At 70.9% G+C, this 26,609-nt stretch carries 33 protein-coding genes; 18 read left to right on the top strand and 15 right to left on the bottom strand.

The genetic code is table 11. The features are described 5' to 3' along the window. Positions 1-654: 654 nt before the first annotated feature. The 6 genes from ACIP84_RS38040 to ACIP84_RS38015 all read left to right on the top strand — a co-directional run bounded on the left by ACIP84_RS38040 (position 655) and on the right by ACIP84_RS38015 (position 3,502). Positions 655-1,110 carry a transcriptional regulator gene (locus tag ACIP84_RS38040; protein ID WP_401804851.1) on the top strand — a complete coding sequence of 152 codons (456 nt, stop codon included), beginning with the start codon at positions 655-657 and terminating at the stop codon, positions 1,108-1,110. Beyond that, positions 1,107-1,481 (top strand): hypothetical protein, encoded by a 375-nt coding sequence (locus ACIP84_RS38035; RefSeq protein ID WP_401804848.1) that lies wholly within the window; start codon positions 1,107-1,109, stop codon positions 1,479-1,481. Before ACIP84_RS38040 ends, ACIP84_RS38035 begins: the two co-directional genes overlap by 4 nt. 507 nt (positions 1,482-1,988) lie before the next feature. Then, the gene (locus ACIP84_RS38030) at positions 1,989-2,471 is read left to right on the top strand and encodes a hypothetical protein (RefSeq protein WP_401804845.1); all 483 of its coding nucleotides are present in this window, start codon (positions 1,989-1,991) and stop codon (positions 2,469-2,471) included. Between the two features lie 29 nt (positions 2,472-2,500). After that, entirely contained in the window at positions 2,501-2,848 is a 348-nt protein-coding gene (locus tag ACIP84_RS38025; protein ID WP_401804843.1) for a hypothetical protein, read from the top strand. Between the two features lie 48 nt (positions 2,849-2,896). Then, the gene (locus ACIP84_RS38020; RefSeq protein ID WP_401804842.1) at positions 2,897-3,085 is read left to right on the top strand and encodes a hypothetical protein; all 189 of its coding nucleotides are present in this window, start codon (positions 2,897-2,899) and stop codon (positions 3,083-3,085) included. A gap of 27 nt (positions 3,086-3,112) precedes the next feature. After that, a complete protein-coding gene (locus tag ACIP84_RS38015) occupies positions 3,113-3,502 on the top strand; it encodes a hypothetical protein (RefSeq protein ID WP_401804840.1) in 390 nt (129 codons plus the stop codon). 223 nt (positions 3,503-3,725) lie between these two features. On the opposite strand, the gene ACIP84_RS38010 is transcribed toward ACIP84_RS38015, so the two are convergent. From ACIP84_RS38010 to tpg (ACIP84_RS37990), 5 genes are all read right to left on the bottom strand, one after another. After that, positions 3,726-3,983: a hypothetical protein gene (locus ACIP84_RS38010; protein ID WP_366870515.1), complete on the bottom strand. Its 258-nt coding sequence runs from the start codon at positions 3,981-3,983 to the stop codon at positions 3,726-3,728. After that, positions 3,973-4,203, bottom strand: a complete 231-nt coding sequence (locus ACIP84_RS38005; protein WP_182854134.1) for a hypothetical protein — start codon at positions 4,201-4,203, stop codon at positions 3,973-3,975. Before ACIP84_RS38005 ends, ACIP84_RS38010 begins: the two co-directional genes overlap by 11 nt. Positions 4,204-4,548: 345 nt before the next feature. Next, a complete protein-coding gene (locus ACIP84_RS38000) occupies positions 4,549-4,815 on the bottom strand; it encodes a hypothetical protein (protein ID WP_401804837.1) in 267 nt (88 codons plus the stop codon). After that, positions 4,812-5,477: a hypothetical protein gene (locus tag ACIP84_RS37995; RefSeq protein ID WP_401804834.1), complete on the bottom strand. Its 666-nt coding sequence runs from the start codon at positions 5,475-5,477 to the stop codon at positions 4,812-4,814. Before ACIP84_RS37995 ends, ACIP84_RS38000 begins: the two co-directional genes overlap by 4 nt. A gap of 229 nt (positions 5,478-5,706) precedes the next feature. Continuing rightward, positions 5,707-6,309 (bottom strand): telomere-protecting terminal protein Tpg, encoded by a 603-nt coding sequence (tpg, locus tag ACIP84_RS37990; protein ID WP_401804832.1) that lies wholly within the window; start codon positions 6,307-6,309, stop codon positions 5,707-5,709. Between the two features lie 157 nt (positions 6,310-6,466). Here tpg (ACIP84_RS37990) and ACIP84_RS37985 point away from each other — a divergent pair, with 157 nt between their 5' ends. Both ACIP84_RS37985 and ACIP84_RS37980 read left to right on the top strand, forming a co-directional pair. Continuing rightward, positions 6,467-6,952: a hypothetical protein gene (locus ACIP84_RS37985; protein ID WP_401804829.1), complete on the top strand. Its 486-nt coding sequence runs from the start codon at positions 6,467-6,469 to the stop codon at positions 6,950-6,952. A gap of 70 nt (positions 6,953-7,022) precedes the next feature. After that, positions 7,023-7,517 carry a hypothetical protein gene (locus ACIP84_RS37980; protein WP_401804827.1) on the top strand — a complete coding sequence of 165 codons (495 nt, stop codon included), beginning with the start codon at positions 7,023-7,025 and terminating at the stop codon, positions 7,515-7,517. A gap of 68 nt (positions 7,518-7,585) precedes the next feature. Here the strand turns inward: ACIP84_RS37980 and tpg (ACIP84_RS37975) are convergent, their stop codons facing one another. The 10 genes from tpg (ACIP84_RS37975) to ACIP84_RS37930 all read right to left on the bottom strand — a co-directional run bounded on the left by tpg (ACIP84_RS37975) (position 7,586) and on the right by ACIP84_RS37930 (position 18,101). Beyond that, the gene (gene tpg / locus ACIP84_RS37975) at positions 7,586-8,143 is read right to left on the bottom strand and encodes a telomere-protecting terminal protein Tpg (RefSeq protein ID WP_401804824.1); all 558 of its coding nucleotides are present in this window, start codon (positions 8,141-8,143) and stop codon (positions 7,586-7,588) included. Positions 8,144-8,146: 3 nt separating this feature from the next. Continuing rightward, a complete protein-coding gene (tap, locus tag ACIP84_RS37970; protein WP_401804821.1) occupies positions 8,147-10,423 on the bottom strand; it encodes a telomere-associated protein Tap in 2,277 nt (758 codons plus the stop codon). A 260-nt stretch (positions 10,424-10,683) separates the two neighbouring features. Next, a complete protein-coding gene (locus ACIP84_RS37965; RefSeq protein ID WP_401804819.1) occupies positions 10,684-10,953 on the bottom strand; it encodes a hypothetical protein in 270 nt (89 codons plus the stop codon). Between the two features lie 396 nt (positions 10,954-11,349). After that, positions 11,350-12,216 carry a DciA family protein gene (locus tag ACIP84_RS37960; protein WP_401804818.1) on the bottom strand — a complete coding sequence of 289 codons (867 nt, stop codon included), beginning with the start codon at positions 12,214-12,216 and terminating at the stop codon, positions 11,350-11,352. A 9-nt stretch (positions 12,217-12,225) separates the two neighbouring features. After that, complete coding sequence (locus ACIP84_RS37955) at positions 12,226-13,668, bottom strand: winged helix-turn-helix domain-containing protein (protein ID WP_401804815.1); 1,443 nt, start codon at positions 13,666-13,668, stop codon at positions 12,226-12,228. 934 nt (positions 13,669-14,602) lie between these two features. Beyond that, entirely contained in the window at positions 14,603-14,911 is a 309-nt protein-coding gene (locus ACIP84_RS37950) for a helix-turn-helix transcriptional regulator (RefSeq protein WP_401804854.1), read from the bottom strand. Positions 14,912-15,000: 89 nt separating this feature from the next. Next, entirely contained in the window at positions 15,001-15,483 is a 483-nt protein-coding gene (locus ACIP84_RS37945) for a deaminase (protein WP_401804812.1), read from the bottom strand. Continuing rightward, positions 15,483-16,166, bottom strand: coding sequence for a RibD family protein (locus ACIP84_RS37940; protein WP_401804809.1), 684 nt, complete (start codon positions 16,164-16,166; stop codon positions 15,483-15,485). The genes ACIP84_RS37945 and ACIP84_RS37940 overlap by 1 nt, the downstream gene beginning before the upstream one ends. A gap of 21 nt (positions 16,167-16,187) precedes the next feature. Then, positions 16,188-17,615, bottom strand: coding sequence for a helix-turn-helix domain-containing protein (locus ACIP84_RS37935; protein ID WP_401804807.1), 1,428 nt, complete (start codon positions 17,613-17,615; stop codon positions 16,188-16,190). 153 nt (positions 17,616-17,768) lie between these two features. Further along, on the bottom strand, positions 17,769-18,101 hold the full coding sequence (locus ACIP84_RS37930; RefSeq protein WP_190175236.1) for a GntR family transcriptional regulator: 333 nt from the start codon (positions 18,099-18,101) through the stop codon (positions 17,769-17,771). A 187-nt stretch (positions 18,102-18,288) separates the two neighbouring features. On the opposite strand from ACIP84_RS37930, the gene ACIP84_RS37925 reads away from it, so the two are divergent. The 10 genes from ACIP84_RS37925 (at position 18,289) to ACIP84_RS37880 (ending at position 26,561) form a co-directional block, all read left to right on the top strand. After that, a complete protein-coding gene (locus ACIP84_RS37925; protein WP_401804804.1) occupies positions 18,289-18,669 on the top strand; it encodes a hypothetical protein in 381 nt (126 codons plus the stop codon). Positions 18,670-19,477: 808 nt separating this feature from the next. Then, positions 19,478-19,732, top strand: a complete 255-nt coding sequence (locus tag ACIP84_RS37920) for a WhiB family transcriptional regulator (RefSeq protein ID WP_391269383.1) — start codon at positions 19,478-19,480, stop codon at positions 19,730-19,732. Positions 19,733-19,985: 253 nt separating this feature from the next. Continuing rightward, the gene (locus ACIP84_RS37915) at positions 19,986-20,192 is read left to right on the top strand and encodes a hypothetical protein (protein ID WP_401804802.1); all 207 of its coding nucleotides are present in this window, start codon (positions 19,986-19,988) and stop codon (positions 20,190-20,192) included. Positions 20,193-20,299: 107 nt separating this feature from the next. Next, positions 20,300-20,764: a hypothetical protein gene (locus ACIP84_RS37910; RefSeq protein ID WP_358832341.1), complete on the top strand. Its 465-nt coding sequence runs from the start codon at positions 20,300-20,302 to the stop codon at positions 20,762-20,764. Beyond that, on the top strand, positions 20,764-22,908 hold the full coding sequence (locus ACIP84_RS37905; RefSeq protein WP_401804799.1) for a hypothetical protein: 2,145 nt from the start codon (positions 20,764-20,766) through the stop codon (positions 22,906-22,908). The genes ACIP84_RS37910 and ACIP84_RS37905 overlap by 1 nt, the downstream gene beginning before the upstream one ends. Positions 22,909-23,078: 170 nt before the next feature. After that, positions 23,079-24,587, top strand: coding sequence for a hypothetical protein (locus ACIP84_RS37900; RefSeq protein WP_401804796.1), 1,509 nt, complete (start codon positions 23,079-23,081; stop codon positions 24,585-24,587). Positions 24,588-24,619: 32 nt separating this feature from the next. Next, the gene (locus tag ACIP84_RS37895; protein WP_401804793.1) at positions 24,620-24,766 is read left to right on the top strand and encodes a hypothetical protein; all 147 of its coding nucleotides are present in this window, start codon (positions 24,620-24,622) and stop codon (positions 24,764-24,766) included. A gap of 133 nt (positions 24,767-24,899) precedes the next feature. Then, positions 24,900-25,394 (top strand): hypothetical protein, encoded by a 495-nt coding sequence (locus ACIP84_RS37890; protein ID WP_401804790.1) that lies wholly within the window; start codon positions 24,900-24,902, stop codon positions 25,392-25,394. Beyond that, positions 25,378-25,818, top strand: coding sequence for an RRQRL motif-containing zinc-binding protein (locus ACIP84_RS37885; protein ID WP_401804787.1), 441 nt, complete (start codon positions 25,378-25,380; stop codon positions 25,816-25,818). Before ACIP84_RS37890 ends, ACIP84_RS37885 begins: the two co-directional genes overlap by 17 nt. A 137-nt stretch (positions 25,819-25,955) precedes the next feature. After that, positions 25,956-26,561 carry a hypothetical protein gene (locus ACIP84_RS37880; RefSeq protein WP_401804785.1) on the top strand — a complete coding sequence of 202 codons (606 nt, stop codon included), beginning with the start codon at positions 25,956-25,958 and terminating at the stop codon, positions 26,559-26,561. The last annotated feature ends 48 nt before the right edge of the window (positions 26,562-26,609 follow it).

Genomic DNA, 26,609 nt, shown 5'->3' with positions numbered 1-26,609 from the left:
TGACGGGCCGAACAGAGGTAGGAGAGGGTGCGGGTAGGCGATCCGGGTGCGTGCTTCAAAGATAGCAGCTAGCTTAAGACTGGAATGGTTCCGCACCACCCTTGACCAGGAAAAACCGGGCTGCGGATTACTTCTGAGGTGTGGTGTGCGAGAAATAGAGAAAGGCCGGACAATTAGTGAATGGCAGCTCCAGAATAGAGCGCCGGAAATAGGGAGTAATTCGACCGGATACGCTCTGCGGTGATTAACCGGGATGGTGTAGATGAGAGCTGTGAGCCTGCAGGATCTGCGGGGCGAGGAGGCCCGCCGTCTCGTGAGGCTGGGGCGGCCTGGCGGGCGGATCGACGGAGCTGCGGGTGGCCGGCCCTCACGCGCGCGAGGGGGTGGCTGGAGCCCACTGATAGGTGCGTATAGAGGGAACACGCATCGTCGCAGGTCAGAGGCCATGTGATGTATCAATCGAGGCTATTCGAGTAGCAGATCGGGACGCACCTTTCCCCTGGAGGGGAAACGCTCAGTGGTCCGGATCGGGCGCCGGTCGGCGTGGCGGGTTCCCCTGGAGGGGAAATGCTCGCTACGGTCAGGCCGCGTACATCGTTCCCCTCTAGGGGAAATCCCAAGGTGAGGAGCGGTATGAGCCGGGCAAGGCCAGCGGTGAACACCAGCACGGGCGAGTACGTCCAGCTGGAGCTGCTGAAGGAGGACGACAAGCCGTACGACTGGAGTGGCGGCGGTCGGCACGTCAACGCCAGCAAGAAGCTGGGCGCCGCGCTGTGGAAGAAGGGCAGCGGCTACACCAAGAACGACAAGCTGGTCTACGGCTACTACCTGTTCAACGCGCCGTCCGGGGACGAGCCGCTGCGCAGGAGCTTCCGCGAAATCGGCAACGACCTGGAGTTGCGTCCGAACGCGGTGAGCAGGTCCGTGGGTAACCTCAACAGGGGAGGCTTCCTCCTGGAGGCCGAGCAGGTGGGCCGGGTGAAGTTCTACAAGCTGAACTCCCGGGCCGCCTTCGACGGCTCCTCGGGGCAGCAGCGCTGGGCTACGCAGCACGCCCGACACCCTGTAACCCCGTGCCCGCCGGAGAAGAAGGAGAGGGAGGCGTCATGACGTCGCCGATCGCCGAGCCGTTCGCGCCGCGCTTCATGGAGGCCGGCGAGCTCAACGACCTCCTGCTGCGGTCGAAGCTCAAGCAGGGCGCGGACCTGAAGGTCCTCATGTACTACGCCACCGCGGTCCCGGTCGGGGAGCCCGTGCGCAGCACCGCCACGGACATCGGGAAGCTGGTCGGCCTGAGCACCACCAGCGCCTCGCGCAGCATCGGCCGGCTCGCCGAGAACGGCTGGCTGGCGCTCGCCTACACGGCCGTCGGCGTGAAGTTCTACCGCCTGGGCTCCAAGGCCACCGGTCAGCCGGCACCCACCGAGCCCGAGGACGACGACGCGCCCCTGGCAACCGTCCGGCAGCTCCACGCCTCGTAGCCACACCGCCCGCACTGCGGCGCCGCACCCCACGGTGCGGCGCCGTTTCTGCGTGCGCCGAGGGCGATACATCGTTCCCCTGGGCGGGAAACCAGCAGGTCGGTGACCAGCTCAGGGCGGGAGTTTGTCCCCGCACGGGTGGCCAAAGGGGCCGAATTTGTCCACGCAGAGGTGGAACAACGTTCCCCTGGAGGGGAAAACCGCAGGTGGGGAGCCGCCCGCGTTGTGTCGGCAGGAACACTGCCTTCGGGCCCTGGGCAGCTGACGAGGCTGTTGCGGGGCCTCGTGAACATCGTTCCCCTGGGGGGGAAGGCCGGGCCAAAGGCCGGGAGCTCCACCGCTTCCCGCACGCGGGACGCGTATGTCAGATACGCGCACACGGTTCCCGCAGGCGGGAAACGCGCAGGTCGCGGCCCCGCGAAAAGAATCATGAGCGACCCTCTTGCGCCTCCCTCCTGTATGAACTTCAATACATGTATTGAAGTTCATACAGGGGAGGAACCCACCGTGTTAGTCACCCTCGTCACCGCCGCCCTCGCCATCGTCGGCACGCTGCTCGGCTCGATCGTCAGCGGGCGTTTCCAGGAGCGCGCCGCCGAACGGTCCGTCCGCGTCACCCACGGCGAGGCGATCCGCCGCGACCGGCTGGAGGCCGTCACCGCGCTGGCCTGCGCCGTCAGCGACCACCGCCGGGCGATGTGGATGCGCGGCGACGCCGTCCTCAAGCAGGCCGGCTCCGAGCGGATCGAGGCCCTGCGCGGCGAGAGCCACATGACCCGGTCCGCCGTCACCCGCCCGCTGGTCGCGCTGCGGGTGCTCATCGAGGACCAGGCGGTGCGCGCCGCGGCCGACGAGATGGTCACGCTGACGTACGCGCTGCGCGACGCCTACGCCAGCACCGAGGCCCTGACCGCCGCCCGCGAGGCCGCGAAGGTCGCCCACGACACCTTCGTCGACGTCGCCGCCGGCTACCTCAGCCGGACCGCCTGACCCCCCGCCAGCCGAGAGGAGAGCCCGTCATGGAGCACACGTCCACGGAGATCGTGAAGGCCGCCGACATCACCGCCATCGAGACCAGCGCCGACCGGGGCGGCGTCGACAGCGAGCTGGCGTACCTGGCCCCGGCGGCGGCCGCCGCGCTCGGGCTGCTCGCCGACGCCATCAAGCGGGGCACCGCCGACCGCGAGTCCGTGCTCCAGGCCCTGAAGGAGGCGGCCGTCCACGAGCGGTTCGCCGACGTCCTGGCGGCCGCGTCCGAGGACGTCATGGACGAGACGGAGGACCCGTTCGACTTCGACGCCCGCCTGGACGCCGACAACCTCTCGGGCGCGGCCTCCGAGGTCCGCGACCTCTTCCGCTGGCTGTAGACCACCCGCCCGCTGACCCCGCCGCTCGACACCCACGAGGGAGACACCGTGTTCAACGGAACCGCTGAGGAACTCCGCGCCCGCCAGGCGCAGGCCCGCGAGCTCGCGGAGCAGGCCGCCGCGCTGTTGAACGAGATCGACGCGCTGGGCCTGGGCGCGGGCGGCGGGCAGCTGCACACCCCCGGCGGCATCATCCGTATCCGGCCCGGCGAGGGCTGGACCGTCGCCGACCGCTGACCGATCCACCCGAGGAAGGAGACCGCGGTGAGCACCGACCCCGCGTCCGACAACCACCGCCAGGAGCAGCTCCTGGTCCCGCTCGCCGCCGAGGACGTCGCCGCGCTCGGCAGCGACGGCGAGCAGCTGGCCGCGCTGTTGGCCGCCGCGCTGCACGGCCTGGCGCTGCTGCGTACGGGCGGTGCGAGCGCCGCGGAGCTCGCGGCCGCCATCGAGGGCGCCACCGGGCTGCTGGAGCGCCTGGAGGCCGTCCGGGACGCCTCGCTGCGTCAGCCGGCGGCCAAGGAGGTCTCGCACGCCGACCTGGCGAAGGCGATGCACCTGGAGAGCCGTGCGACCGCGCAGTCCCGCCGTCGCACCCTGCTGAAGAAGCCGGTGAGCGACCTGGAGCGGTGGGCCACCGGCACCGCCGACTGAGGGTCGCAGCACGCCGTGCAGCAGCCGAACGACCGTTTGCTGCACGGCGTGCTGCCCCCGGTGCAGCACGGCCTGCTACCCGAGCAGCACCCGTGCGGCGCCCGGGGCCGGCCTTCGAAATGTCATCGCTCTCCGGCACCCCCGACCACCAGCAGCAGCAACCGAGCAGCAGACACAGCAGCGCCCCGGACCCAAGCGGATCCGGGGCGCTGCTGCATGTCGATCAGGCTTCGACGTACGCGACGATCGTGATCTGCCGAAGGGCCGTGACGTAGTAGATGACGCGGACCCCGTCGACGTCGTCGACGTAGTCGCGCAGCAGGGTGTCGGGCACCGGGGTGCCCAGCTCGGGGTTGACGCTGATCGCGACGATCGCGCGGTCCAGGCGGTGCGTCTCGCGCGCCGTGAGCTTCGCCAGCTGGCTCAGCGCGGGCTCCACCAGGACGACCTGGGAGCGGCGCGGGGCGTGGTCAGGCGACACGGGGCTGCTCACCGGCGAGGCGGTCCAGGTGGGCGTCGCGGGCTTCCTCCCACAGCACGCCCGTCTCCGGGGACGGGTAGCCGTTGGCGGCAATGTCCTCGAGGACCGAGGCGAGGACGTCGACTCGGGCGCGCTGGTCGGCCGCGTACGCGCGGGCGGAAGCGGCGGCGTGCTCATCGAGGGGCTGGCGGTCGGGCACGAGGGCCGGCTGCTCGCTCATCCGGGGGCTCCTGGCTGTCATCTGGCGTGTGTCACCACGGTATCGCCGGGCCGGGCCACCGGACCCCGGTACGGACGAACCGGACCGGTGAGGGCGCTGCAGGGCGCGGGGCCGGCGCTTCCGGCCCGCTGCCGACCGACACGGACCGTGATCACCGGCCGGTGGGGTGTCACGCTGTCGCGCCTGTCACGCGGAAACGGCCCGGAGGGGGGTTTCCGGGCCGCATCCACGCCTGTATGTCCGAATTGAAGGGCTTTCGGGCGTGTGCTGTCACGCGGTCTTCCGGCAACGTGACAGGGGGCGTGACAACCGACTATCACTCTCGGTGAGCGTGACAACTGGTTGTCAGGTCTGGAGCGGGGGCCAGACGTGCGGGCCGGTGCACTGCCCGCAAGCGGCGCAGCCGGCGCACTCCATGCAGAGCTGGCGCGGGACGCGCGGACACGAGCAGATCGGGTTGTAGTCGGGGTCGTCGTCACCCTCGAACCAGGGCTCCCCCAGCGGTGGCGTGTAGTCGACGTGGACCTGGCCGCCGGCCGTCAGCACTTCATGGCGGGTGCCGCAGCCGGTCGACTGCGCCCACGTGGCGACCACGCGGTCGGCGGCGCTCACCGGCTGCTCCGGGCGGGGGTCCCGATCCACGCGGCGAGCGCGAGGACGGCGTCCGGGTCCGCCTGCGCCAGGCGGACCGCGTGGCCCACGTCGAAGCTCTCCAGCCCCCCGGCCCGCGCCATAGCTCGGAGGAGCGCGCTGTGCGCCCGCACGGACGCTGGCACGGCGTCCGGGTCCCTGGGAGGGGCCATGCCACGGCCCTCCAGGATGCGGAACATCTCGTAGAACTCGCCGTACTCGTTCAGGTAGTCGAGCGCGTCCGTGTCCTCGGGTTCGTGCAGCACGAGCGGGCCTTCGGCGCCGTAGTGCGCACCGGTCGTGCCGAGGAGGCCGGCCTTCTCCAGGGCCATCAGCATGTGGGCGCGTTCGGGCAGCCCGTTGGAGTGCAGCCACTCCTGCCGCTGCTGCTCCATCTCCAGGTCGCGGAGTTCGGCCTCCGCTTCGGCGGCCGCCGCGGCTTCGGCGGCGAGCTCGTCCAGGACGACGGTGTCGGCCTTCGGGTCGTACGTTCCGCCGGTTGCGGCGAGCAGCTGCGCGACGCGTTCCCACTCCGCGACTTCGGCGGGGCCGCGTTCATCGTCGGCCAGGTCCTCACGATCACGGTCGATGTGCTGCTGCAGCCGGGCGTCCTCGAGCGCGGCCGCGGCCTCGGTAGCGGTCATGCCAGTGGCGCGTCGGCGGACCGAGCTGCGGCCGATCTTCGCTTGGTCGACCGGCGGGCGGGGCGCGGACGCGCCGGGCGCGGGTACGCGGGGACGTCGGCGGGAGCGGGGCGCAGGGGTGCTCACACGAGCCTCTCAATCGTCACGGGGAAAAGGGCGGGATATCGAGCCGTTGCGCACGGGCGCGTCAGCTCAACACAGGTTTATCGCAGCCGTTAATTCCGCGCTGCTAGAACGCGATTTTCAACCACTCCACGTCCGCGAATTCCACCTCCAGGCCCGCACGGCCGCCACCGCCTTGACGGAAATAGGCGTCCGCGATGGCCTCCGCAACCACGTCGTGCAGGTCGCTGTCCGTCGCACCATCCTCCTGTGCGGCGATGATGGCGGCCGCGTGGGAGGGGCTGACGGCCACGCTGATGTCCCGCACCCGGCCCGCGTCCGAGGTGCCCTCCGAACCGAATCCGAAGGACGCCCGGCAGGAGATGACCAGCCCGCCCGAGGACGCCGCGCGCTGCCTGGCCTGTGCCCTGACCTGCGGTTGCCACTCCGACTCGGTCTCCTGCACTAGCGCCTCCTTGAGGCGCTTGTTCGGCTTGGTGGACTCGCCCGAGAGGTAGCGCTGCACCGTCTTGCGGGAGACGCCCAGCCGCTCCGCGAGGCTCTTGGTGGAGCCCTTCTCCCGCGTGCGAAGGAATTTCATCTGCGCTCGCGGCGATTTCGGCGCGGGCCGGGTGAACAGCTTCCGCTCCGCACGGGCGAAGCCCTCCATGATCTTGGCGCGCGTCCTGGCCGCCTGCGCCGCCTTCTTTGCCTTCTCTTCCTCAGTCATGGAGGTAGCTCACAGCCGCGGACCTGTGGACAGAGGCCGACGACGATGGGGCACCCTGCGGCTGATCGCCACTCCTCCGGGTAACGCGCCCTGGTGAGCGCCGCCGCCAGGCCGCTACGTTCCCTGGGACTTGATGATCGAGGGGGAGGGCCAAGGGATGAGCGAGCGCGGCGCGTTACGGGGTCTGCGGGTCTTGATGTGGGTGGTCATCGCGATCGAGGTGCCGGTGTACCTGGTGTGGCTGGTCCAGGTCGGCTACCTCACCGGGCAGGAGCTGCCCCGCGGCGACGTCGCGCGGTGGGCGCCGCCCGTGCTGCTGCCGCCGGCGGCCGTCCTGTTCTGCGTGATGGCGGGCTGGACCTGGTGGCTGAGCGTGGTGGCCGGCACCCGGTCTTCGCTGCGGGAGCGGTGGATCGTCGCCTCGCTGGTGTTCGTCGCCGCCTTCTCGGTGTTCTGCGGGGTGGCCTCGGTCGACGACCCGTCGGTGTCGGTGGGCCTGCTGAGCGCCGCCGTGACCGGACTCGGCATGACCGGGCTGTTCTTCATCCCGGCCGCCGCCTCCCGCCAGCTGCCCGACGTCATCCGCCGACGTTCTTGTCGTACGGCGGCCGCGCCGGGCGAGGCGGACCCGGAGCCCCAGTAGCCGGGCCGTCCGATTGCCCGGGGCGCCGCGCGGCAGGCATGCTGCGCGTTCCGGAGGAGAAGGGGAGAGCGTGTCCGAACACGACGATGCGAGCGCGGCGAAAGCGGCGCTCAGGACGGCCGTGGAGCAGCTGAGCAGCGACGGGCCGGGCGACGGCAGCGAGGCCGCCCAGGAGGCCGTCCAGGCGCTTGCTGACGGCTCTGGGAAGGCATGGACGCCCGAGCAGGAGACGCAGATCAGGGCCATGGTGGAGCAGATCCGCAAGCTGCGGGATCTGAACCGGCCGGGCGGTGGCTGGTGGCGTCGGCGCCGGGAGTGGCGGGCCCGGGAGCGGCTGGTCGACATGATGGAGGCTGGCGGCCCGGAGCTCCTGAACGAGGCGGAACTGCGGCACTGGAAGAGCCTGGCCATGGTGGAGCTGATGCTGGAGTTCGCGGGCAGCTCGATGAAGCAGGACGACGTGGTGAAGGTGCTCGCCCAGAGGGAGGCGGTGAACGCCGTGACGTACGAGGACTACCAGCGGGCCAAGAAGGCGCTCGCCGAGAAGAAGGCCGCCGCCGGCTGACACGGCGACGGCATATGGGAGGGGCCCCGAACCGGCGCGCGGTTCGGGGCCCCTGCCGTGGGCGGTGATCACAGCTCGATGTCGAGCCGCTCCACGTCGGTGAACTCCACGCCCAGGCCGTGGGCCCGGGAGTTGTTCGCCCGGAAGTACATCCGGGCCAGGCCGTCGGCGGCGATCTGCCGGAGCTGGTCCTCGCTTTGGCCCTGCTCCCGTGCGGTGAACAGCTTGTCGGCGTACTCGGGCGGCAGGGCCTGGGTGATGTCCCGGATCCGGGCGTCGTCGGTCGTGCCGCCAGCGGCTTCGAACCCGAAGCGGGCGCGGGTGGAGACGACCAGCCCGCCCGTGGACGCCGCCTTCTTCCTCGCCTTCGCGCGGATCTGCGGCTGCCACCTCTTCTTCACCTCGCGCTCCAGGCGACCGCGCAGGTCCTGGCGGGGCCGCTTGAGCTTGCCCGAGACGTACCGCTCCACGGTGCGCTGGGAGATCCCGAGCGCCTGGGCGGCGGCCTTGGTGCCCTTGAGCTGCTTGACGAGGTACTTCATCTGCGCCTGGGCGCTCTGGGGGATGCGGCGGGTGAACGCCCCCTCCAGCGCGCGGTCCAGACTGTCCCCGAGCGAGTCCACCACGGCCTACTCCCCTTCTCCGGCTGTCGGGTCGGCGGTCTTGATGAGGTTGGAGATGTTGAAGACGCCGCCGCGCTCCTCGAACTGCTGCTCCGCCCACAGGACGGTCTGGGTGCCCTGGTGCTTCACCATTCCCGGCGAGACCCCGAGCCGGAACGCGCCGGGCGCCGGCTTGCCCTCGGGCGTGTACGGCAGGCAGTCCAGCGGCGACGGGCCGGGCGACGGGTAGACGATGGCGTCGGTGCCGATCGCGACCGGGTAGAGGTCGGCGGCGGCCGCCGTCTTCATCAGCTTGCGGTGCAGGCCGGTGCGCTGGTTCGCGAGCACGGCGGCCCGGATGTCGGGGCGCCACGTCCACCGGTCCAGCGCCGGGTAGGGCTCGTAGTACGGCACCTGGCCCCGGGAGCGCTGGCGGAGCTTGCCGATCGCGCCCTTCGCCGTGGCCTTGATCGCGGTCTCCAGCAGCGCCATCGTCGGGTCGACCTGCTTGCGCCGCGCCATCGCCTCGAGGAACTCCTGGCCCTGGAGGTCGGTGGTGACGCCCATGTCGGCCATCGTGTCCACGTACGCGTCGCGCAGCCGCTTGTACCAGGAGTCGAGGTAGCGGCCGGTCTGGGTGCGCACGTACGCCTCGATCGGCGCGACGTCGAAGCCGAGCTCCACCGCGTAGGCGACGGTGGGCGTGGCGTACCAGGCCGGGCCCTCGGGGTGGTCGCCCTTCGGCGTGAACGGGGACGGCAGCCGGGAGCCGTCGACCGTGCGGCCGTTGACCCGGCATCGGGACAGGTCGACGTGGCTCAGGTCGACCAGCCACGAGCCGGGCAGCGCCGGATCGAACTTCGGGTTGCCGGTCAGGTGGGTCGGTCCGTTCAGCCCGACCGTGAGCCCGTTCGCCGCCGCGGCGAAGCTCATGTTGATGTCGACGACGACCAGGTACGGGTTGGCGCACTCCTCATCGGTCAGCGGTCGGCACCAGTCGTACGGCTCCTCCATCAGCATCTCTGCCGGGGTGCGGATGTGGTGCCGGGCGAACCCCGCGTCCTTCAGGATCGGGTGCTCGTCGGGCACCTCGCACGGCACGACGTCGTACTTGGCGGTGATCGCGTCATCGTTGAACGCGGGCTTGAACTCCCCGGTGGCCTCGTCCTTCTGCGCGCGGGTCGGCGGGCGCAGCGCGGTCATCAGCTCCAGGCCGGTCGTCGCGGTGGAGCCGCGCGGCGTGATCACCCGAGCCGCGTACAGACCGAGGTACTGGACGAGTTCGGCCGGGTGCATCGTCGGCAGCTGCGGGTCGTCGCGCTTGTCCCACTCGCGGGCGTCCAGGGCGTTCCACGGCAGGATGCACAGCTGGACGCAGCGGCGCCGGGAGCCCTCCGGGTCGCGGTAGACGCGGGCCCACGGGCCGAAGCCGCGCTGGCTCATCTTGAGCCCGGCCCGTTCGATCTGCTTGACCACCTTGTGGCCGGACGGGAGCCGGCCCGCGTGCCGTTCCTCCTCCGACAGGGCGACCGGCAGGCCGAAGCGCTCCAGCGCGGACGCGGTCAGGACGAGGATCGGGTCGGCGTCGCGGCCGTTGCGGTGCAGCCGGGCCTGCCCGAGCTTCGCCTCGGTCAGCGTCCAGTCGACCAGCGCGGGGATCGTCTTGGCGGGCACGTCCAGGACCAGGCCGCCGACGCAGTACGCCGACACCTGCCCGTCGGCGTCGGCGTCGATCACCGCGAGCGGACCGTTCTCGAAGCGCGGGTCGACGGCGGCCGCCGATGCCGTGGTCTTCTTCGGCGCCGCCTTCTTCGCACCCGGGCGCCGCGACGACGAGGCGGGCTTCGCGGCGGGCGCCGGGCGTACGGCAGCAGCCGGGGGCGCCGGCGCTTCGGCCGCCGGGGCCTCGTCCAGCGGCGGCGGGATGGGCGGCAGGGACGGCAGGACGAAGGGCCTCGGGTCCGCCTTCGCCCTGGCCTCCATCTCCAGGTGCTCCGCGAACGTGGGGGTCGGTGACGGAACGTACGACCCGTCAGTGTTGGTCGCCGGGGCGGGGAAGCGGGCGGCGAGGCCCTCCAGGAGCCGGGCGTACGCGGCGCGCTTCGGCGGCCGCGGCTCGGTCTTGCCGGTCTCCCAGTTCCCCACCGCCTCCCGGCGGGCGTCCAGCGCCTTCGCGATCTGCGCCTGGCTCAGGCCCGCCGCCTCCCGCAGGCGCTTACGCTCCGCAGGGGCCGGCAGGTCGTCCTGTGCGACTTGCTCCAGCAGCGCATCGACAGCGCTGAACAGCTCGTTCTCAGTGGACACAGAGGTCACCTCCAATAGACATCATAGCGGATCGCGCATTGATTCGCTCACCCAATCGCGCATGAATCGCGCGATTGGCGAGATTGCAACACGTGGGCGGGTAAGCGGCGCAATAGGCGTTTGTGCAGGTCAGGGCTGCAACGCGGTGTGTTGCAGCCCTCTGTTGCAGCGCGTGTTGCACTGCGCGTTGCACTTACAGCGGCGGAAGGCGATGGCGACGTTGCAGAACGGGAGCCGGCTGAGCGAGTCCGGCCCCCGGCTCACCCCCGGCGTCGGCCTCCTCTGCGCGCGGGCCGGGCGGGAAGCGGCGGCGCGACGGTCGGGCCCCGCGTCGCGCGCCCCCAGGGGAGGAAGAGGGCCAGCGCGGCCAGGACCTGGCCAAGGCCGGGAAGGATGTGCGGTAAGTCCTCGGGCCGCGCCTTCGCCACGACCGCCCGCGCGACGATGGCGACCACGGTGAGCAGCACGACGATGACCGCGAGCGCGGCGAGCAGGACGTAGGCGGGTACGGCGGAAGCGAGTTCCGTCACGGGGACCTCCGGATATAGGGAGAGCCCCGGCGGCTGCCGGGGCTCTCGGACACGGGACGAGCAGGGCTGGGTTGGGGCGGGGGCATACAAAGAGACCCGCGCCCGGAGAGTCCGGGCGCGGGTGTGCCTTCGAGCGGGTGGAGCCAGCGAGGGATTTGGTGGAGCTATCAACCTTCGCCTTGGTGCTTGCACCGTACGTGAGAGAGCTCGGCTGCGACCTCGAACGTTCAGTGCCTCTGTATGCGGTTGTGGGGCGGCATCGTTGCAGCGTCGGTGACGTCCGGTCAAACCGGGTGGTCACGGGCCCGCGCCGAATGCACGACGGGACGGATTGGTGCCGGCGGTGAGGGAGTTGGAAGAGCCTCTGAAACCTCTGCCGTGGTGCGGGGCGCCATCCTACGCGGTCTTGGCGAAGCTCTGGGACACCGTCGTGCCGGACGCTACGCCCGCCCGCTCGGCTCGCGCCCGGCGCAGTGCAGCGGCATGGGAGGCGTCGGCCGCTCGCCGCCGCTCGGCACGTGCGTCCTCGAGGGGAGTCGGGCCGCCGTCCGGGGCCGGCTCGGGCTCGGGGAAGGCGCGGCGGCTGAGTTCGCGCATCGCCCGGTTCTGCCGCTCGATCGCCTCGGTGACGCCCGAGCTGACGTGCTGGACGCGCGGGACGGCCTGGTGGGCGGTGAGCGCGCGGTGGAAGCCGGGTGCGGCCATGTCGCGAGTCTTCACCGGCGCCTCGGGCGCGGCCGCCGCCGACGTCGCGGTGACCGCCTCGCGGGCCGGGGCGGCCGGGGCGCCCACGGCCAGGACCCGGACGGTGCGGATCGCCTGGGTGCCGACCGCGTCGTTCGCCGCGGCGACGATCCGGGAGCTGATCAGGCGCAGCTGCGTGGCGTACGCGGACGAGTCGGGGCGCAGGTCCAGCTGGCCGGTCTCCGCGTGGAAGGCGACCGCCGTCACGTGCGAGGCCAGCTTCGGGGAGAGCGCGGCCGCGATGGCCGGCCACTGGTCCAGGATGCTTCCGCCGGCGGCCGGGATGTCCCAGGCCCGGTCGGCCATCAGGCCCTGGAGCACGGCGGCGAACCCGCTCGGCTCCCGGCCGTCACGCCGCACCGTCGTCCGCAGGGGGCGCTTCGCCTTGCGGGTGCCGCCCTCGCCGCGGGTCTTGGCGGCCTCGCGGGCCTGGTGCAGCGCGACCCGGGCCAGGTCGACGCCCGACAGCTCCGGGGCCGGCTGCTCGCTGCTGGTGGTGGTGTTCAGGGTCTCGGTCATCACGGCCTCCTACCGGCGTCCGATGTTCATCAGCGAGCTGCCGCTCGCCAGCTTGCGGGCGCGCTGCACCAGGTCAGCGCCGAAGATGTGCACGGCGGCGGCCGGGCCGAGGGCGTCGTAGGTGCTCATGACGAGCGTGGTGTCGCCCGCCATGAACTCGCCCCAGCCCGTGGCCCGCATGTCCGCCACGTCCTGCTCGCTCAGGTCCTCGACACCGCCCAGCTCGGGCAGCGACTCGTACTGGTCGGAGGGCTGCGCCTGCGGGGCGAACGCCTCAGCGACCATGCGACGGACCGCCATGCTGCGCGGGGCCTGCCAGTCGCCCTCCCACTCCTGGTGGCGGGCCTTCTCCGCGCGGCGGGAGTCCCGGTACGCCTGGACGGCCCGCTCCCGGCCTTCCTCGGTCGGCCACAGCGCCACCGCCCCCTTCAGCCGCCCGGCGAGGAACCCGGACGGCCGGTGGACGATGCCCGGGGCGTCGCCGCAGTCCAGGAAGGCGATCACCTGGTCGGCCGTCCAGCCCGCGTCCGAGACCTCCTTGAGGATCCAGGCGATCCGGGGCACCGCAGCGCGGCCCATCCACGGCACCTGGCGGATCAGCTCCGAGGCCAGCTGGAAACGGCGCCCGACGCTGTTGAGCTTCCGGCGGCCGCGCTTGACCTTCTTCGGGGTGGGGGACTTGCTCTGCCCGCTTGCGAGCTTGCTCTCAGGGGGGAAGGAAGTAGTTCCCGCAGAAGAAACACTGCGGGAACTACCCCCCATTGGGGTGCAACGGACCTCATCCGAAACAGCCGTCACAGCGCCCTGGTCAGCACCCTTCCGGGCACCCTTCGACGGGGCCTTCGAGGACGACTTCGCGCGCCGCTTACGGGCCTTGCGGGCCGCCTTCTTGGCCAGCGCCGCCATCAGCTCCCGGCCGGCCTCCGCGATCCCGGTCATCCGCCGCCCGGTGCCCTCACCGGCCGTACGGACGCCCAGCGCCACGTCGAACTCCACCGGCACCATCCGCGCGAACTCCGACGCCTGCGCGGCCGCACCGCGGACCCGGGTGCCCCGCACGACGTACGCGAGCAGCCCGGCCTCCCGCAGCATCCCCAGGTGGTACTCCACCGACCGCTCCGACAGCCCGGTGCGCCGCACCAGGTACTCGATCCCCGGACGGCACGGGAACAGCTCCGCGAGCTCCTGGGCGACGCGCACCGTCGTCGGCCCGAACGAGCGCGGCCCGTGCGACCGGTAGCGGCGCGGCTCGTACAGCCCGGACCCGGCGACCCAGTGGACCGCCTGCATCCAGGAGTAGCCGTCCAGCGCGATCCGGCCCGTCGACGTCGTCAGCCACTGGGACGCCTCCGGCACGTACAGCGTCGCGGGCAGCACCGAGACCGCGTCGACGTCGACCGACGGACGCGGGGCAGGAATCAGCGCGACGGCCGGTGCCGCCGTGCTGCTCATCGGCCCACCGTCCCGGCCGGTGCGATGGAGATCGCCTGTGTCGTCATCAGGCTGGTGTACACGCCAAAGCGGACACCCCCCTCAGCAGGCAAAACGCGTGCTTCGTGATCCATCCGACGACCCTGCACGAGTCGGCCTGTGGACAAAGTCCGCGGAGCCCGGATCACCCCCCGCGCTCCCGCACGGCGGGCAACAACTTCAGATCGCGTCCCGCCACACGGGACGCCGTCCTCGAGGACGCTCCCGTCGACGGAGTTGTGGACGACGTCGACGAGCGGGTGCACGAGCCGGACGGCCGGCGTCGCGATCGGACCCGGCGAGACCGCTCCGAAAGCCCCGCGCTTGTAGCTTCCTACCGGAAGACCCTCTTCCTGTACGAACAGGAAAAGAGGGGAGGAACCGTACGCCGATCCCGTCACACGGGACGACCGCCGCGCCTGAACCGGCATGAAACGGACAAGGTCAAGCTGACAGGGGGACACCACTTCGGGCACTATGAGAACGACCCACCTTCCATATAGCTGAACCGAACCGAGCCCCTCGGGGCTGGACGGCCAGATGTGCGGATGTGTTGGGACCGCCCCCTTCGTGAGAAGCGGGCGGACCTGGATTGGGTGGGGGGAGATTTCTCCTCCCCTCCCGCTCCTGGTGAACCGCAGGGCCCCCGTCACAGGGCCCCGCGGATCGGTAGGGCATCGACCGTTGTCAGCGGCCGGGTCTTGCTGGTGAAGAAGGCCCTTGTCAAAGGGGCCGACCCGCTTGTCAAGGCGGGGTTTTGCGAGAGAAGTGGCTCGATGAGCCGAAGCTCAGGACCGGCGTCAACCGGAACTGAGCAGCCGCACTGAGGTGTCATGCCCCAGTCGGTGCGAAGGGTCGCGCTGGCCGAAGCGGATTGTCAGTCCGCAAGGTGGCCGCGCGGCCGGTGGCGGCTACGTCACCCCGACCCCCTTGAATCCGAGGCTGGCGTCGGCGTGCCCTCATCCGCCTTCGCGGCCTCGGGGAAGCGTTCCGCGAGGCCCTTGAGGAGACGCAAGTAGTTCTCGCGGTGCGGGCGCCGAGGGCTGGTCTGACCCAGCTCCCAGCGCGTGACCGCGACCCTCTTCACGCCCACGGCGTCCGCGACGTCCTGCTGAGTGAGGCCGGCCGCGAGGCGCAGCTTCGCGCGCACGCGCGGAGACGGCAGAGCCTCGGGCAGGCCGTTCAGCAGAGCGTCCACCCGCTGCGAGCGGTCCGAGTCGGACATAGCCACGCCTTCCATGATCGTTGTAACTACGAAAGATACACGATCTGATCTCCAGTGGGGGCGCGGCGCTACTGCGGGGGGCGAGACGTTCACTGGGATCCTTCCTCGCCCAGGCCCGGCAGGTGCGAGTTGGTCGCCTTCGCGGCCGCCGCCAACTCGGGCAGTTCCACCACAACCACTCCGGCCTCCACCAGCTGCTCGTAGCCGACGCAGTCGTCGACGAACAGGCTCGGCTCGCGCCATGCGATGACGACGCGCGGGATGCCGGCCTCGAGGATCCGCCGCGCGCAGGGAGTACGGGAGGCGCTGCGCTGGGAGCAGGGCTCCAGCGTGCTGTAGATCGTCGCCCCGGCGAGCCGCGGGTCGCCCTGGGGGAGTTGGGCGAGGGCGACTTCCTCCGCGTGCTCGCGGGGGCCGGTCGCGCGGGAGTAGCCGGACGCCAGCTCGGTGCCGTCCTCGCCGACGATGACCGCCCCGACCGAGTAGGCGCCGGCGGCCGGAGGGCACAGCGCGGCAAGGTCGATCGCACGCTGTATCCAGCGCAGGTCCTGGGCTCGGTCGGGGGCGTACATCAGGCGGTGCGCTCCTTCGGGGAGTAGCGGACGAAGACGACGTCGTCGATCGCCCGGATCTCCAGCACCTTCATCCGGGCCGTCGATCCGCCGGGGTAGTCGGCGGCGCCCAGGAAGCGTGCCGCCTCCGGCTGACCCACCAGCAGGGGCGCGATGGCAAGGTGCACTTCGTCGGCGAGGTCCGCGGCCATGAGCTGGGTGTGGATGGTGCCGCCGCCCTCCACCATGAGCCGGCCGACGCCACGGCGCCCCAGCTCATCGAGGACCAGGCCCCAGTCGAGCTCCGGGCCGACGCTGACGACGTCGGCAAGGCCACCGAGGGTGGCGCGCACCTTCTCCACTGCGTCGTCGACGGTGACGACCAGCTTCTCGCCGCCGTGGTGCCAGAAGTTGAGGTCGGCGGAGAGGTCTCCGGTCCGGGTGACCGTGACCTTGAGCGGATAGGCCGGCTTGCCCTCGGCAACGCGCTGAGCCCGGCGTTCCTCGCTGTTGACCAGGAGGCGCGGGTTGTCCTTCCGCATGGTCGTCGCGCCGATCAGGATGGCGTCGGACTCCGCGCGGACCTGGTCGACGCGGTCGAAGTCGGCCGCGTTGGACAGGCGCAGCCGCTCGGGGCTGGCGTCGTCCAGGTAGCCGTCGACCGACATGGCGGCGGAGAGGATGACGTACGGACGCGTGGTCATAGGTGGTGTGATCCGTTCTGCTCAGGATTCGTGGGCGAGTGTGCCGTCGAAGTGCGCGCGGAACTCTGCGACCTCGGGCTGGCGCTGCCAGGGCACCAGCGCCTTGTCGAGACGCGCGAGCTCCCGGACGATCCGGCCCGAGCCCGTGTCGTTGGCGATGGTCAGGGCCTGGAGGCCGACTGCGGCGGCCTGGTCGGGCGCGCCGGCACCGGCGTGGGCAACGGCGGCCCGAGCCATGTAGACGCCGCGGTCGCGGTGGTAGCCGTCGGGCAGTGCCTTGATGGCGCTGGTGAAGACCTCTGCGGCCTCCGCGTGCTTGCCCAGCACCTCCAGGCCCTGCGCGCGGTGCACCTCCACGTACTGCTCGTTCAGCCACACACCCCAGGGGGTCGTGTCTCCGGAGACGCGATCGAGAGCGTTGCGTACGTCGTCGATCGCGCGCTCGCTGTCGGTCGACTCACCGCGCAGCGCGTGCCCGTACGACTCGTAGGTCCGGGCGACGGCGGCCAGTCGGCTGCGGGGCCGGGCCATGCGCTGCGCGGCTTCGGCGAGGTCGACGACGTCGACCAGGTCGCGCATCTCGCCGGCGAGCTGTGCCTTGCGGGCCATCACGTACGAGGTCAGGTCACCGTCCCCGACGGTGTGGCTCCACTGGAACGCCCGGTCGAGCCAGAACTGCGCGCTGTCGAAGTCGCCCAGGTCCTGGTAGAGCCAGGAGGCGAATTCCGCGTACTGGGTCTGGAGCTCCATGAGGGCGTGGCGATCAGCGCCCTTTGCGTCCTGGCGCAGCTGCTTGATGTCCTCGATGTGCTGACGCGCGGCCGCGACGGCTCGGCCGGGGCCGAGGAGGTTGTCGCTGTCGATCAGCAGACGACGCGCACGCTGGAAGTGCTCCACCGGCGTACCGCTGTAGGCGGAAGCCGATCGGGCAGGCCGTGTCAGCCCCGGCAGAGAGCTGGCGGCCGCCGGCGTCCCCGCGCCCAGCGCAGCAGCTGCGCCGAGCCCCATCCCGCCACGCAGCATCGCGCGTCGATCCAGCGCCACGAAAACCACCGATCCATCCCGTAGACGAGCGGGGACAAAGATCCCCTCATCGTCCGACGTTGCCCGCTGGGATGCGGCCATGGCCAGGTCCACCGATGATTCGGACACATGGAGCCCTGAAACGGACACATGGCCCCGCGGGGAATCATCCGCGCCGATGCGCTCCCACAACTCGATCAGCAGGCCCTGGGCGTTGAGTACGCGGTCCAGCTCTTCGACCTCGGAGCGGTACTTCGGAGCGCGCTTCGCGTTTTCCCATTTCCACAGCTTGGAGTACGAGCAGAAGGTGGCTTCCGCAAGCCCTCGCAGGCTGAGGCCGCGCCGCTCGCGGAGGTCCCGAACCGTGTAGCCGAAGCGGTCCAGGGGCGATGCCTCCGGGGTCAGAACGTTCGGCTTCTGCCCCACGCTGATCCCCCTCCATGTCTCCTATCGGTGTGTCCAGGCGCTGGACACATGTCAGACCTAGAACCAGCTCCGTGGTCGGGCCTACAACTTTGCTAACGAAGTTGGACCGGCCAGGGAGGGACGAACATGCGCAACGGGACGCGAGGAAGGACGTCAGTCGCTTCGGCCCTTCTCGATCCTTTCGAGTCGTGCGGCGAGGTCGGCGACCTGCTCCTCAAGTGCTCGGAGAGCGCGGGCAGTCGAGTCCTCGCTGGACTCGGAGGCGGTCTCCGTGACGAAGGAGCCGCGCCCCTGGTGCGAGTAGATGAGCCCAGCCGTGCGCAGCTCGGTCAGGGCTCGCTGGACGGTGCCGGCCGCGACGCCGTACTCCTCTGCCAGCTCGCCGATGCTCGGCAGTTTCGTCCCGGCGGTCCAGCGGCCGGAGCGGATCTTGTCGCGGACATCCTGAACGATTCGCTGGTACGGCTGAACGGCCTCGTTGCTCATGAGCGACATCGTAGGTCGACCCCCTCGCCTTAGCTAGCTTCCATAGCTTCCTCAATCAAGTGCTTGACACGCCCCCGACTCTATCAGCTAAGTTAGCTATGCCGACAAGGTGAGCGGGGCGGCAAAGGCCCCCACCTGCCACTTCCTGGGATCACGTACAGCCCGAACTCGAAGGGAGCACCACCCCATGAACACCACCAGCCGCCCCACCGCCAGCCTCGCCACCGAGAACTTCGACGCTGAGACGCTCGCCCTCCTGGAGGCGGTGGAGGTGCCGCTCCCCGAGTTCGGCGGCCTGGACCTGGACGTCGCCTTCGGGATGCCGCTGGAGATGTTCGAGGCCGGCGCCCTTCCCCACGAGCGGCTGGACGGCCTGGACATCACCGCCGCCGTCGCCGCGATCGAGGCCCGCGAGAACCGGATGCTCGCCGCCCGCGACATCCTCGCCACCGACCCGACCGCCACCGAGCTGGTGCGCGAGCGCCTGGTCGACGTGCTCCTCCCCTACGCCGCGCAGCTGCGCATCACGCGGCCGGCCGCCGCGGCGCCCCTGCCGCTCGCGGCCTGACCAAGTCCCTCCGGCTCTGACGGCTCCCATCGTCGCCACCTTGAGTGGCGGCGGTCGAAGCGGCCAGATTCACCGACCGCCTAGCCCCCGGAGAAGGCCACGTTGCGACTGGCGTCGCGGCCGGACCGGGGAGTGACCGTTCCTTGAAAACCGAAGACGCTACGCCGGGTGACGACTACCGCCCCTGACCAGGCAACTGGCCGGGTGTTGTGGCAAGGGTGACCGGACTCCAGTCCTTGCGGGGCTGTCGGATGCGTCAGAAGGGCACGACCGGAGCCAGAATCCCGGTCACCGTGAACGGCGGTACGAGGCGGGGAAGTGAGAGCGACCCTTCTTCGTGCCACGGAGCGGCAGCAAGGCAGACCACGGTCTGTTTCGGCTGCCGCGTGGGCCGAGCGATCACCCTCCCCCGCAGAACCTTGCGGCGGTAGCGCGACGACAGCCCCCAGCCGGTAAGCGGAACATCGCACGACCCGGCGGGTGAGCCAGTGGTCGCGGGCACTCCACCTCCCGGTCGAAAGGTGGTCAGCGCGGAAGGCAGCAGGCCGTGCACCGCAACACCCCAAGCACTTCGCAGCCCCGCGCTGCCCAGTCGTCCACCGCCGGCCTTCGGGTCGTTCGGTGGGCGGTGGAGAGCGCGGTGGACACCGGCTCTACCAACGGCGACAGCCCCAGGGATCGGACCCCCGGGGCTGTCCAGGACCTGTATGGAGGCCCCGATGCAGATCAGCATCGCACGGAACAACGGCGACTCCGACACCGACATGGACGAGGCCCTGCGCCGCGTCCGGCAGGGGAAGTGACCCCGGTGGACTGGCGACACAACGCGGTCTGCCGCGAAGAGGACCCCGAGCTGTTCTTCCCGATCGGCAACACCGGCCCGGCGCTCCTGCAGATCGAGGAGGCCAAGGCGGTCTGCCGCCGCTGCCCGGTCATGGAGCAGTGCCTCCAGTGGGCGCTGGAGGCCGGCCAGGACGACGGCGTCTGGGGCGGCCTGTCCGAGGACGAGCGCCGCGCCATGAAGCGCCGCGCCGCCCGCAACCGGGCCCGCTCCGCTGCCTGACCATCCAACTCCCCCTGGAAGAAGGCGACATGCGGTTCATCTACCTGCTCGGCATGGCCGGGCCGTTCATCGTCATCGCCGCGGTCCTCCTGGCCCGCTGACCCCGCTGCGCTTCCTGCGTTGCCCAGTCGCCACCGGCCCGCCCCTGCGCGGTCCGGTGGCGGTGGAGAGCGAAGGAGCACCCGCCCCTCAGCTCGGTTCGGCCCTCGTGGCTGGAGAGCACTTCCCCGACTCCCCGTCCTTGGAGGACCTCGTGATTGCACTGCCCCTCTTCCTGCTCGCCGGTGGCGCCACCTGGCTGTTCTGGCGCGCCGACATGCGAGCGGGCGTCCTGATCGCCGCGCTGGTCTGCGGCTACGCCCTGGCGACGTCGCCGCTCTCGAACGCGATCGACGGCATCGGCACCGGCATCGGCGCCGCGGTCTCCAGCGCCAACGACAGCGCCGCCACCAGCAAGTGACCTTGCCGCTTGCCCGTGGCTCCGCACCGCGAGGTGCGGGCCCGCGGGGAGGTGACAGCCCCCGACCCGTCCGCACGACCCCCGACCTGGAAGGAACCCACCCCGACATGAGCGACAGCAGCGACAGCGGCGAGAAGCTCGGCTCGAACCTCTCGGAGCTCATCAAGCAGCTGGAGAAGATCGAGTTCACGAGCGACCGCGACCTCTACCAGTACGCCCGGATCCTGCGGGCGATCGGCCTGGAGCTCCACATGCGGATCGGCATGGACGCGGACATGGTCGGCGCCATCCTCGCCCAGTACAAGGGCAAGTGGTGGACCTTCGGTGCCCAGTCCAAGATCCGCGCGAAGCTCGTGTCCGCCCACCTCAAGGGCGGCGCGTCCGCCGCGAAGGTCCTCGGGCTGAGCGGCGTGAAGATGTACGCCTCCTTCGTCAAGCACTTCATCCAGCCCGAGATCGAGGCTGAGCGGAAGGCGCGCGAGGGCAAGGGCTCGAAGAAGCCCGGATTCTCCATCGGTGACAAGCCCAAGGGCGCCGCCGGGCGTCCGGGCGAGGCCGGAAGGGCAGCGTGATGGCTCGCCGTATCTCCTCCCGTTCGAAGAAGATCGACACCCGTACCGAAGAGGAGCAGGAGTCCTCGAGGAAGGCATGGGTCACCTACGGCGGGCCGTGGGGCATCAACATCGGCGGCTGCATCGTCGCCGAGACCGCCCACGTGCTGCTCGCCACCACCCCGGCCTCCCTGGCGCTCGCCGCGCTCGGTCTGGCCGGCACCGGCGCGGCCCTGGCCAAGTTCATCAACCACATGGACCACAAGGCCAAGCGCGACAAGGACGTGCGCTACCTCCACCAGGTCAACGCCGTCGCCACCACGGCCGGGGTCACCTTGGGCACCGTGGTGGGCCTGGAGTCCGGCGCCACGATGGGCACCTGGATGCTCGCCGGGTCCGGCCTGTGCATCGCCAACCACCTCTGGTCGGCGCTGTACAAGAAGGGCTCGGGCGAGAAGGCCGGCGGCAAGTGGGCCAAGCTCGAATCCGAGATCGGACTGGCCAAGCACGAGCTCCAGGAGGCCAAGTCCAACGGCAAGGGCACGGTCGTCGCCAAGATCGAGGCGAAGGACGGGGCTACGGCGGACGAGTTCGCCCGCCGTATCCCCGCCATGACCTCCGCGCTCAAGCTCGGGCAGGGCCGCATCACCCACACCGTCGACGACGACGACGCCTCGCTGATCACCATGCGGGTCCAGGTGGCCGACCTCCTCAAGGACGGCTTCGCCTGGCCCGGCCCGAGCGCGTTCGGCGCCGGGTTCGGTGACCTGCCGATCAGCCTCGGTCGGTACGAGGACGGCGAGACGCTCAAGCTCAACCTGCCCGGCGTCCTCAACGACTTCCAGGAGGTCGAAGGCGGGCAGAACGTCGAGCACTGCGTCGCCCAGGGCGTCAACGGCGCGGGCAAGACGGTCGGCAACTCGATCATCGTGACCGAGGCCGCCACCCGCACCGAGGTGTCCGTCATCGTCATCAACTGCTCGAAGTTCATGCAGGACTACGGGCACGTCCGGCACGCCGCCGACATGGTGATCACCAACGAGAAGGACGCCCGCCGGTTCTTCAAGCAGATGCACACCGTCATCAAGGCCCGCGGCGACTACCTCGCCGCCAAGGGCCTGGCCAAGTGGAAGCCGGGCTGCGGCCTGAACTTCCTGGTGATCATCGGTGAGGAGGCCGCCGACTTCGCCGACGGCGACGAGTACGCCAAGGTGCTGCGCACCCTGCGCTCCACCGGCGGCTGGTTCCTCTCCTCCATCCAGCGCGCCACGCACGACCAGATGAACACCACGGCGCGCTCCAACCACCCCGCCGGTATGGCCTACGGCCTGTCCGACGGCGCGGAGGCCCAGTACGTCCTGCCGCCCGAGGCGATCGACGCCGGCGCCTTCCCCGGCTGGGCGAACAGGAAGCCCGGCTACCTGTACGCGGCCGGGATGGGCATCCCCGAGGACCGCTGGGCGGTCACCGCCCGCACCTACAACGCCGACCGCCCGACCCTGGCGGCCGCCGTCACCGCGGGCGTGAACGTGCGCACGCCCATGGACGCCACGACCGCTGAGGCGTTCGGCGCGCTGTGGACGAACCGCACCTTCTACACCACCCCGCTCCTGGAGGGCGACGCCGACGGATCCGGCGCCTTCCCCCAGCAGTCGGCCGCCCCCGCCGCCCCGGCGGCGGACCCGGCCTCCGAGTACGACGCCGACGACGAGTACGAGGAGGACGAGGACGTGGAGATCGACCCGGACCTGCTCGCGAAGGAGACCGAGGACTTGGACGAGGAACTGCGCCGGATCCTGGAGGCCGACCCCGAGCCCGGCGCGTACGACCACCTCAGCGTCGAGACCGAGATCGAGGCGCCGGCCGACGACGCCCCGGTCTTCCAGCTGCCCGGCGCGGTGGCCGACGAGGACAAGCTCTCCCCCGAGGACACCAAGGCCGCCATCTTTGCTCGCCTGGATTCCTGGGTGCGCGAAGGCAAAGACAGCTTCGAGCCCAAGGAGCTCAACGACCTGTGGATGCGGGTCAACAAGAAGGGCGCCCGCGACTGGTGGAACCGCCTGAAGAAGCAGCTCCTGGACGACGGCGTCATCGCCAAGGACGAGTCCGAGGAGGGCTACGGATCGTACGACCTGATCCGTTCCCCGCTCGAAAACGGCAACTGACAGTAACCGACCCCGGGAGGGGCCGCACAGCGCACACCGCACTGTGCGGCCCCTCCCTCCCCCTAGGGACTTTCCAGTGTGCAGGCCCGCACACAGGTGATTGATCCCGGTTTGCACCCTGTGCAGTGTGCGCCGCACACTCCCCCCGCACACTACGGAAGGTAGCCAGAATGAGCGCCCCGACCGTGCCCCGGCCGAAGCAGGCCGGGCCGCCCAAGACCCCTCTCCCGCCCCCTCCGGTCAGCGAGGCAGACGCCGCCAAGGCCCGGAAGTCCATCGCCAAGCTGGACGAGGTCCTGGCCATGGTCACCAAGGCGCTGCTCACCCTCGGGGGCGGCGCTTTGATCTTCACTTGTGTGAATGTGACCCTGTTCGGCATCTCCCACGAGATCCCCTGGTTCATCGCCTGGATGCTGGACCCGCTGGCCAGCCTCGCCCTGATCACCGTCCTGTACGTCGACGGTGTCCTCGCGGAGCACGGCGGTGACTACAAGCCCGGCGGCTGGCCGTTCCTGCTGCGCTGGACCGCCGGCCTCTCCACCTGGGTGATGAACTGCTGGACGTCGCTCTACCCGGACGGCCACTTCCACTTCGTCCCGCAGAAGCCGGACGCGGGCGGCATCCTGCTCCACTCCGTCGCCCCCGCGCTGCTGATCCTGCTCGCGGAAGCTGCTACCGGCTACCGCAAGTACGCGACCCGGCGGCGCGGCGAACTGACCGCGATCATCGCGCGGTTCGAGAGCGCGAAGGTCGCGGAACGCGAGGCCGCCGAAAAGCGAGCCCGCGAGGAGGCAGAACGCGAGGCCGCTGCGAAGCGCGAGGAGGCGGAACGCGAGGCTGCCGCGAAGCGCGAGGCGGCAGAACGCGAGGCCGCCCGGCGCGAACGCGAGGAAATCGCGAGGCTCGAAAACGAGCGGCGGCAGGCAGAAATCGAGGCGGCCGACCGTACCCGTCGCGCAGAAATCGAGGCAGAACGCGAGCGGCTCGCCCTGACCGAGCGCACCGCAGAAATCGAGGCGAACCGCCGCAAGGCCGAGGCCGAGATCGAGGACCGCCGCCGCCGTGAGGAGTGGGAGCGGGAGCAGGCCGAGCGGGACCGTGAGGCCGCCCGCCAGGCCGAGATCGTTAAGGCAGAAGCGCAGGCAGAGGCGCTGCGCAAGGAAGCCGAAGCCCAGGCGGAGGCGCTGCGCAAGGAGGCCGAAGCCGCCGCTGAGGCTGAGCGGATCAGGGCTGAGGCTGAGGCCCGCGCCCTGGAGGAAGCCGAGAAGCTGAAGCGTCAGCGCGCCCTGGAGCGGGCCGCCGCCAAGGCTCGCGGAACCTCGGAAAGTGCAGGAGCCCGCGCCTCGATTTCTGCGGGCCGCTCCTCGGAAAGTGGGGTCGCGCTCAGCGCGGTGCCCGCCCTGACCGCCTCGGAAAACGGCGGCCGGATCCCTCGCGAAGTGCGCGAGAAGCAGCGTGACGAAGCCGAGCGGTACATCGCGAAGTGCTCGCTGTCCGGCATCGCGCCGGACCTGGAGCGCCTCGGAAACCAGTACGGCAAGGGCGAGACGTGGGTCGGAGACCGCGTCCGCGCCGCCAAGCGCCGCCTCGCGGAAGAGGACGGATTCGAGGAGTCGGTCATCGCCGACGCCCTGGACGTCTTCGAGGACGACGACAGCGACAGCGCCGGTGCGGCATGACCCACCGGCCCGAAGAAGAGGAAGAGGACACCGTGGACACGGACTTCGAGTTCGACTTCACCCACCTGGGCACCGAGCCGGTCGCCCTGCTCCCCAAGGCCGGCCCCGAGCACCCGCCCACGATCCTGCTGCGCCGGGACGCGCTGCTGCCCACGCGGTGGCGCCAGCTCACCGACTGACGCGCGCTTCGACGGCTCCACTGGCCCCCGAGATGTTGTAGCCACCTCGGGGGCCGGTGAAGAGGCCGAAGCCTCCCCCGGACCTCACACGCCAGCGATCCGTCCGGGCTCCCCATCGAGGAGAGGACCCATCATGCCGTCTCACGGCGAGCAGCCCCAGCCCACCTACTACCCGACGCCGCTGCCGCCCCAGTACGGGCAGCCGCCCGCCCCGCAGTACGGGCAGCACGTCGTCCCGCTCCCCCAGGGCGCGGTCGTCTACCCGCCGACCGCCGGCCTGGACGGTGTCGTGATGATGCCGGGCCCGAACGGCCACCCGGTCGCCTACTACATGCCGCCGCCCGCCCCGGCCCCGCAGCCCTACGTCTCCCCGCTCCTGGTGAAGGCCGCGCTGGTCGCGTTCATCGTCGGCATCGCCGGGGTCGGCGTCTACTTCCTGGCCGCCGCCATCCTCGAGCTCGCCAAGGCGCTCGCCATCATCGCGGGCGTCGCCCTGGTCGGCTTCGTCCTGCTCAAGATGCTCGTCACCGGCCCCGGCAGCGGCCGCTCGATCAACGTCAACGCCCGCGGCCGCGCCAAGGTCCAGGTCCACACCGGCCGCGGGCACAACCGTGGCCGCCGCCGCTGAACCCGCGTCCCCGCCGGCCGTCCGGGACGTCGACGTCTACGCCGACCCCACCGGCGCCCTCCCCGTCTACCGCTGGAGGCAAGCCCCCCAAGGGCTCGCCACCCGGCGGCAGCTGCGGGAGCGGCGCTTACGGCCCGGCGGCCAGGACCCGGTCGCCGTCATCGAATGCCGGGGCGGCAAGCGCAAGGCGTGGCTGTACGAGATCAAGAAGGCCAAGCCGATACGGCCGATGACCTTCGCCAAGGAGCTCGCGCTCGACAAGGCGATGGCGGCCCGGCAGACCTGCCCGACCTGTTCGAGGCGGTACTACCACTGCCTGCCTCTGCGCACCCTCGGGTCGTGTTTGGAGTGCTACGACGGCACCCCGGCCGCGCCCGGCAGCTACATGCGCCCGCCCGGCGAGCACCTCGCCGCCGCGGCCTGAATCCCTCTCCCGCGTCTGCCGGTTGCCTGATCCACCCGCCCATCCGGCGGGTGGTGAAGGGGAGTCGGTGAGCCCGGCCCGCCCACGTACCGCACCACCTCATCCCGCAGCCGTCGACCACCGTGAAGGAGAACCCGGTGAGCGAGCCCGACAAGCCCCGCGAGCCCGAGCCCAGCGTCCCGCCGCTGGAGACCATCGACGACAGCCAGCGTGTCCCGCCGCCTCGCAGGCCGGCCCCGCCCCGGCCGCGCCCGATCAAGGCCGCCGACGACGTCCCGCCCGGCGTCATCGTCGCGTTCGGCGTCGTCGGCCTGGTCGCCCTGGTCCTCGTCCTCAAGTGGGGCATCCCCAAGGGCATCGACTGGTACCACCACCAGGACTGGGCGTGGTTCACCCAGTGGACCGCCACCGTCGCCGACCCCGTCCACGCCTACCTGAGCGCGCACACGGTCGGCCTGCCCCTGACGGCGACCAGCGCGTTCGTCATCTGGCAGGGCGTCGGCATCGTCTCCCTGGCCCTGTCCTGGATCACCGGCGCCGTCGGCGCCCGGCTGACCTGGACGGCACACGGCGCCTGCTCGGTGTTCATGGTGTGGGACGCCGCCCCCGCCGCCGGCCGCCCCGTCGCCGCCGCCCTCGCGGTCCTGGCCTGGACGATCGGCAGCTTCTTCGCCCTGCGCGGCCTGTCCCTGCGCCCGCTGATCCACCTGCACAACCACAACCACAACCATCCGGCTCGCTGATCTGACGGCTGCCTGATCCACCCGCCCCGCACACGCGGGCCGGGTGGT

The organism is Streptomyces sp. NPDC088707 (genome assembly GCF_044752725.1).
Lineage (GTDB): Bacteria > Actinomycetota > Actinomycetes > Streptomycetales > Streptomycetaceae > Streptomyces.
The sequence above is the reverse complement of the archived record's forward strand: the minus strand, read 5'-3'. Positions and strand labels throughout refer to the sequence as shown.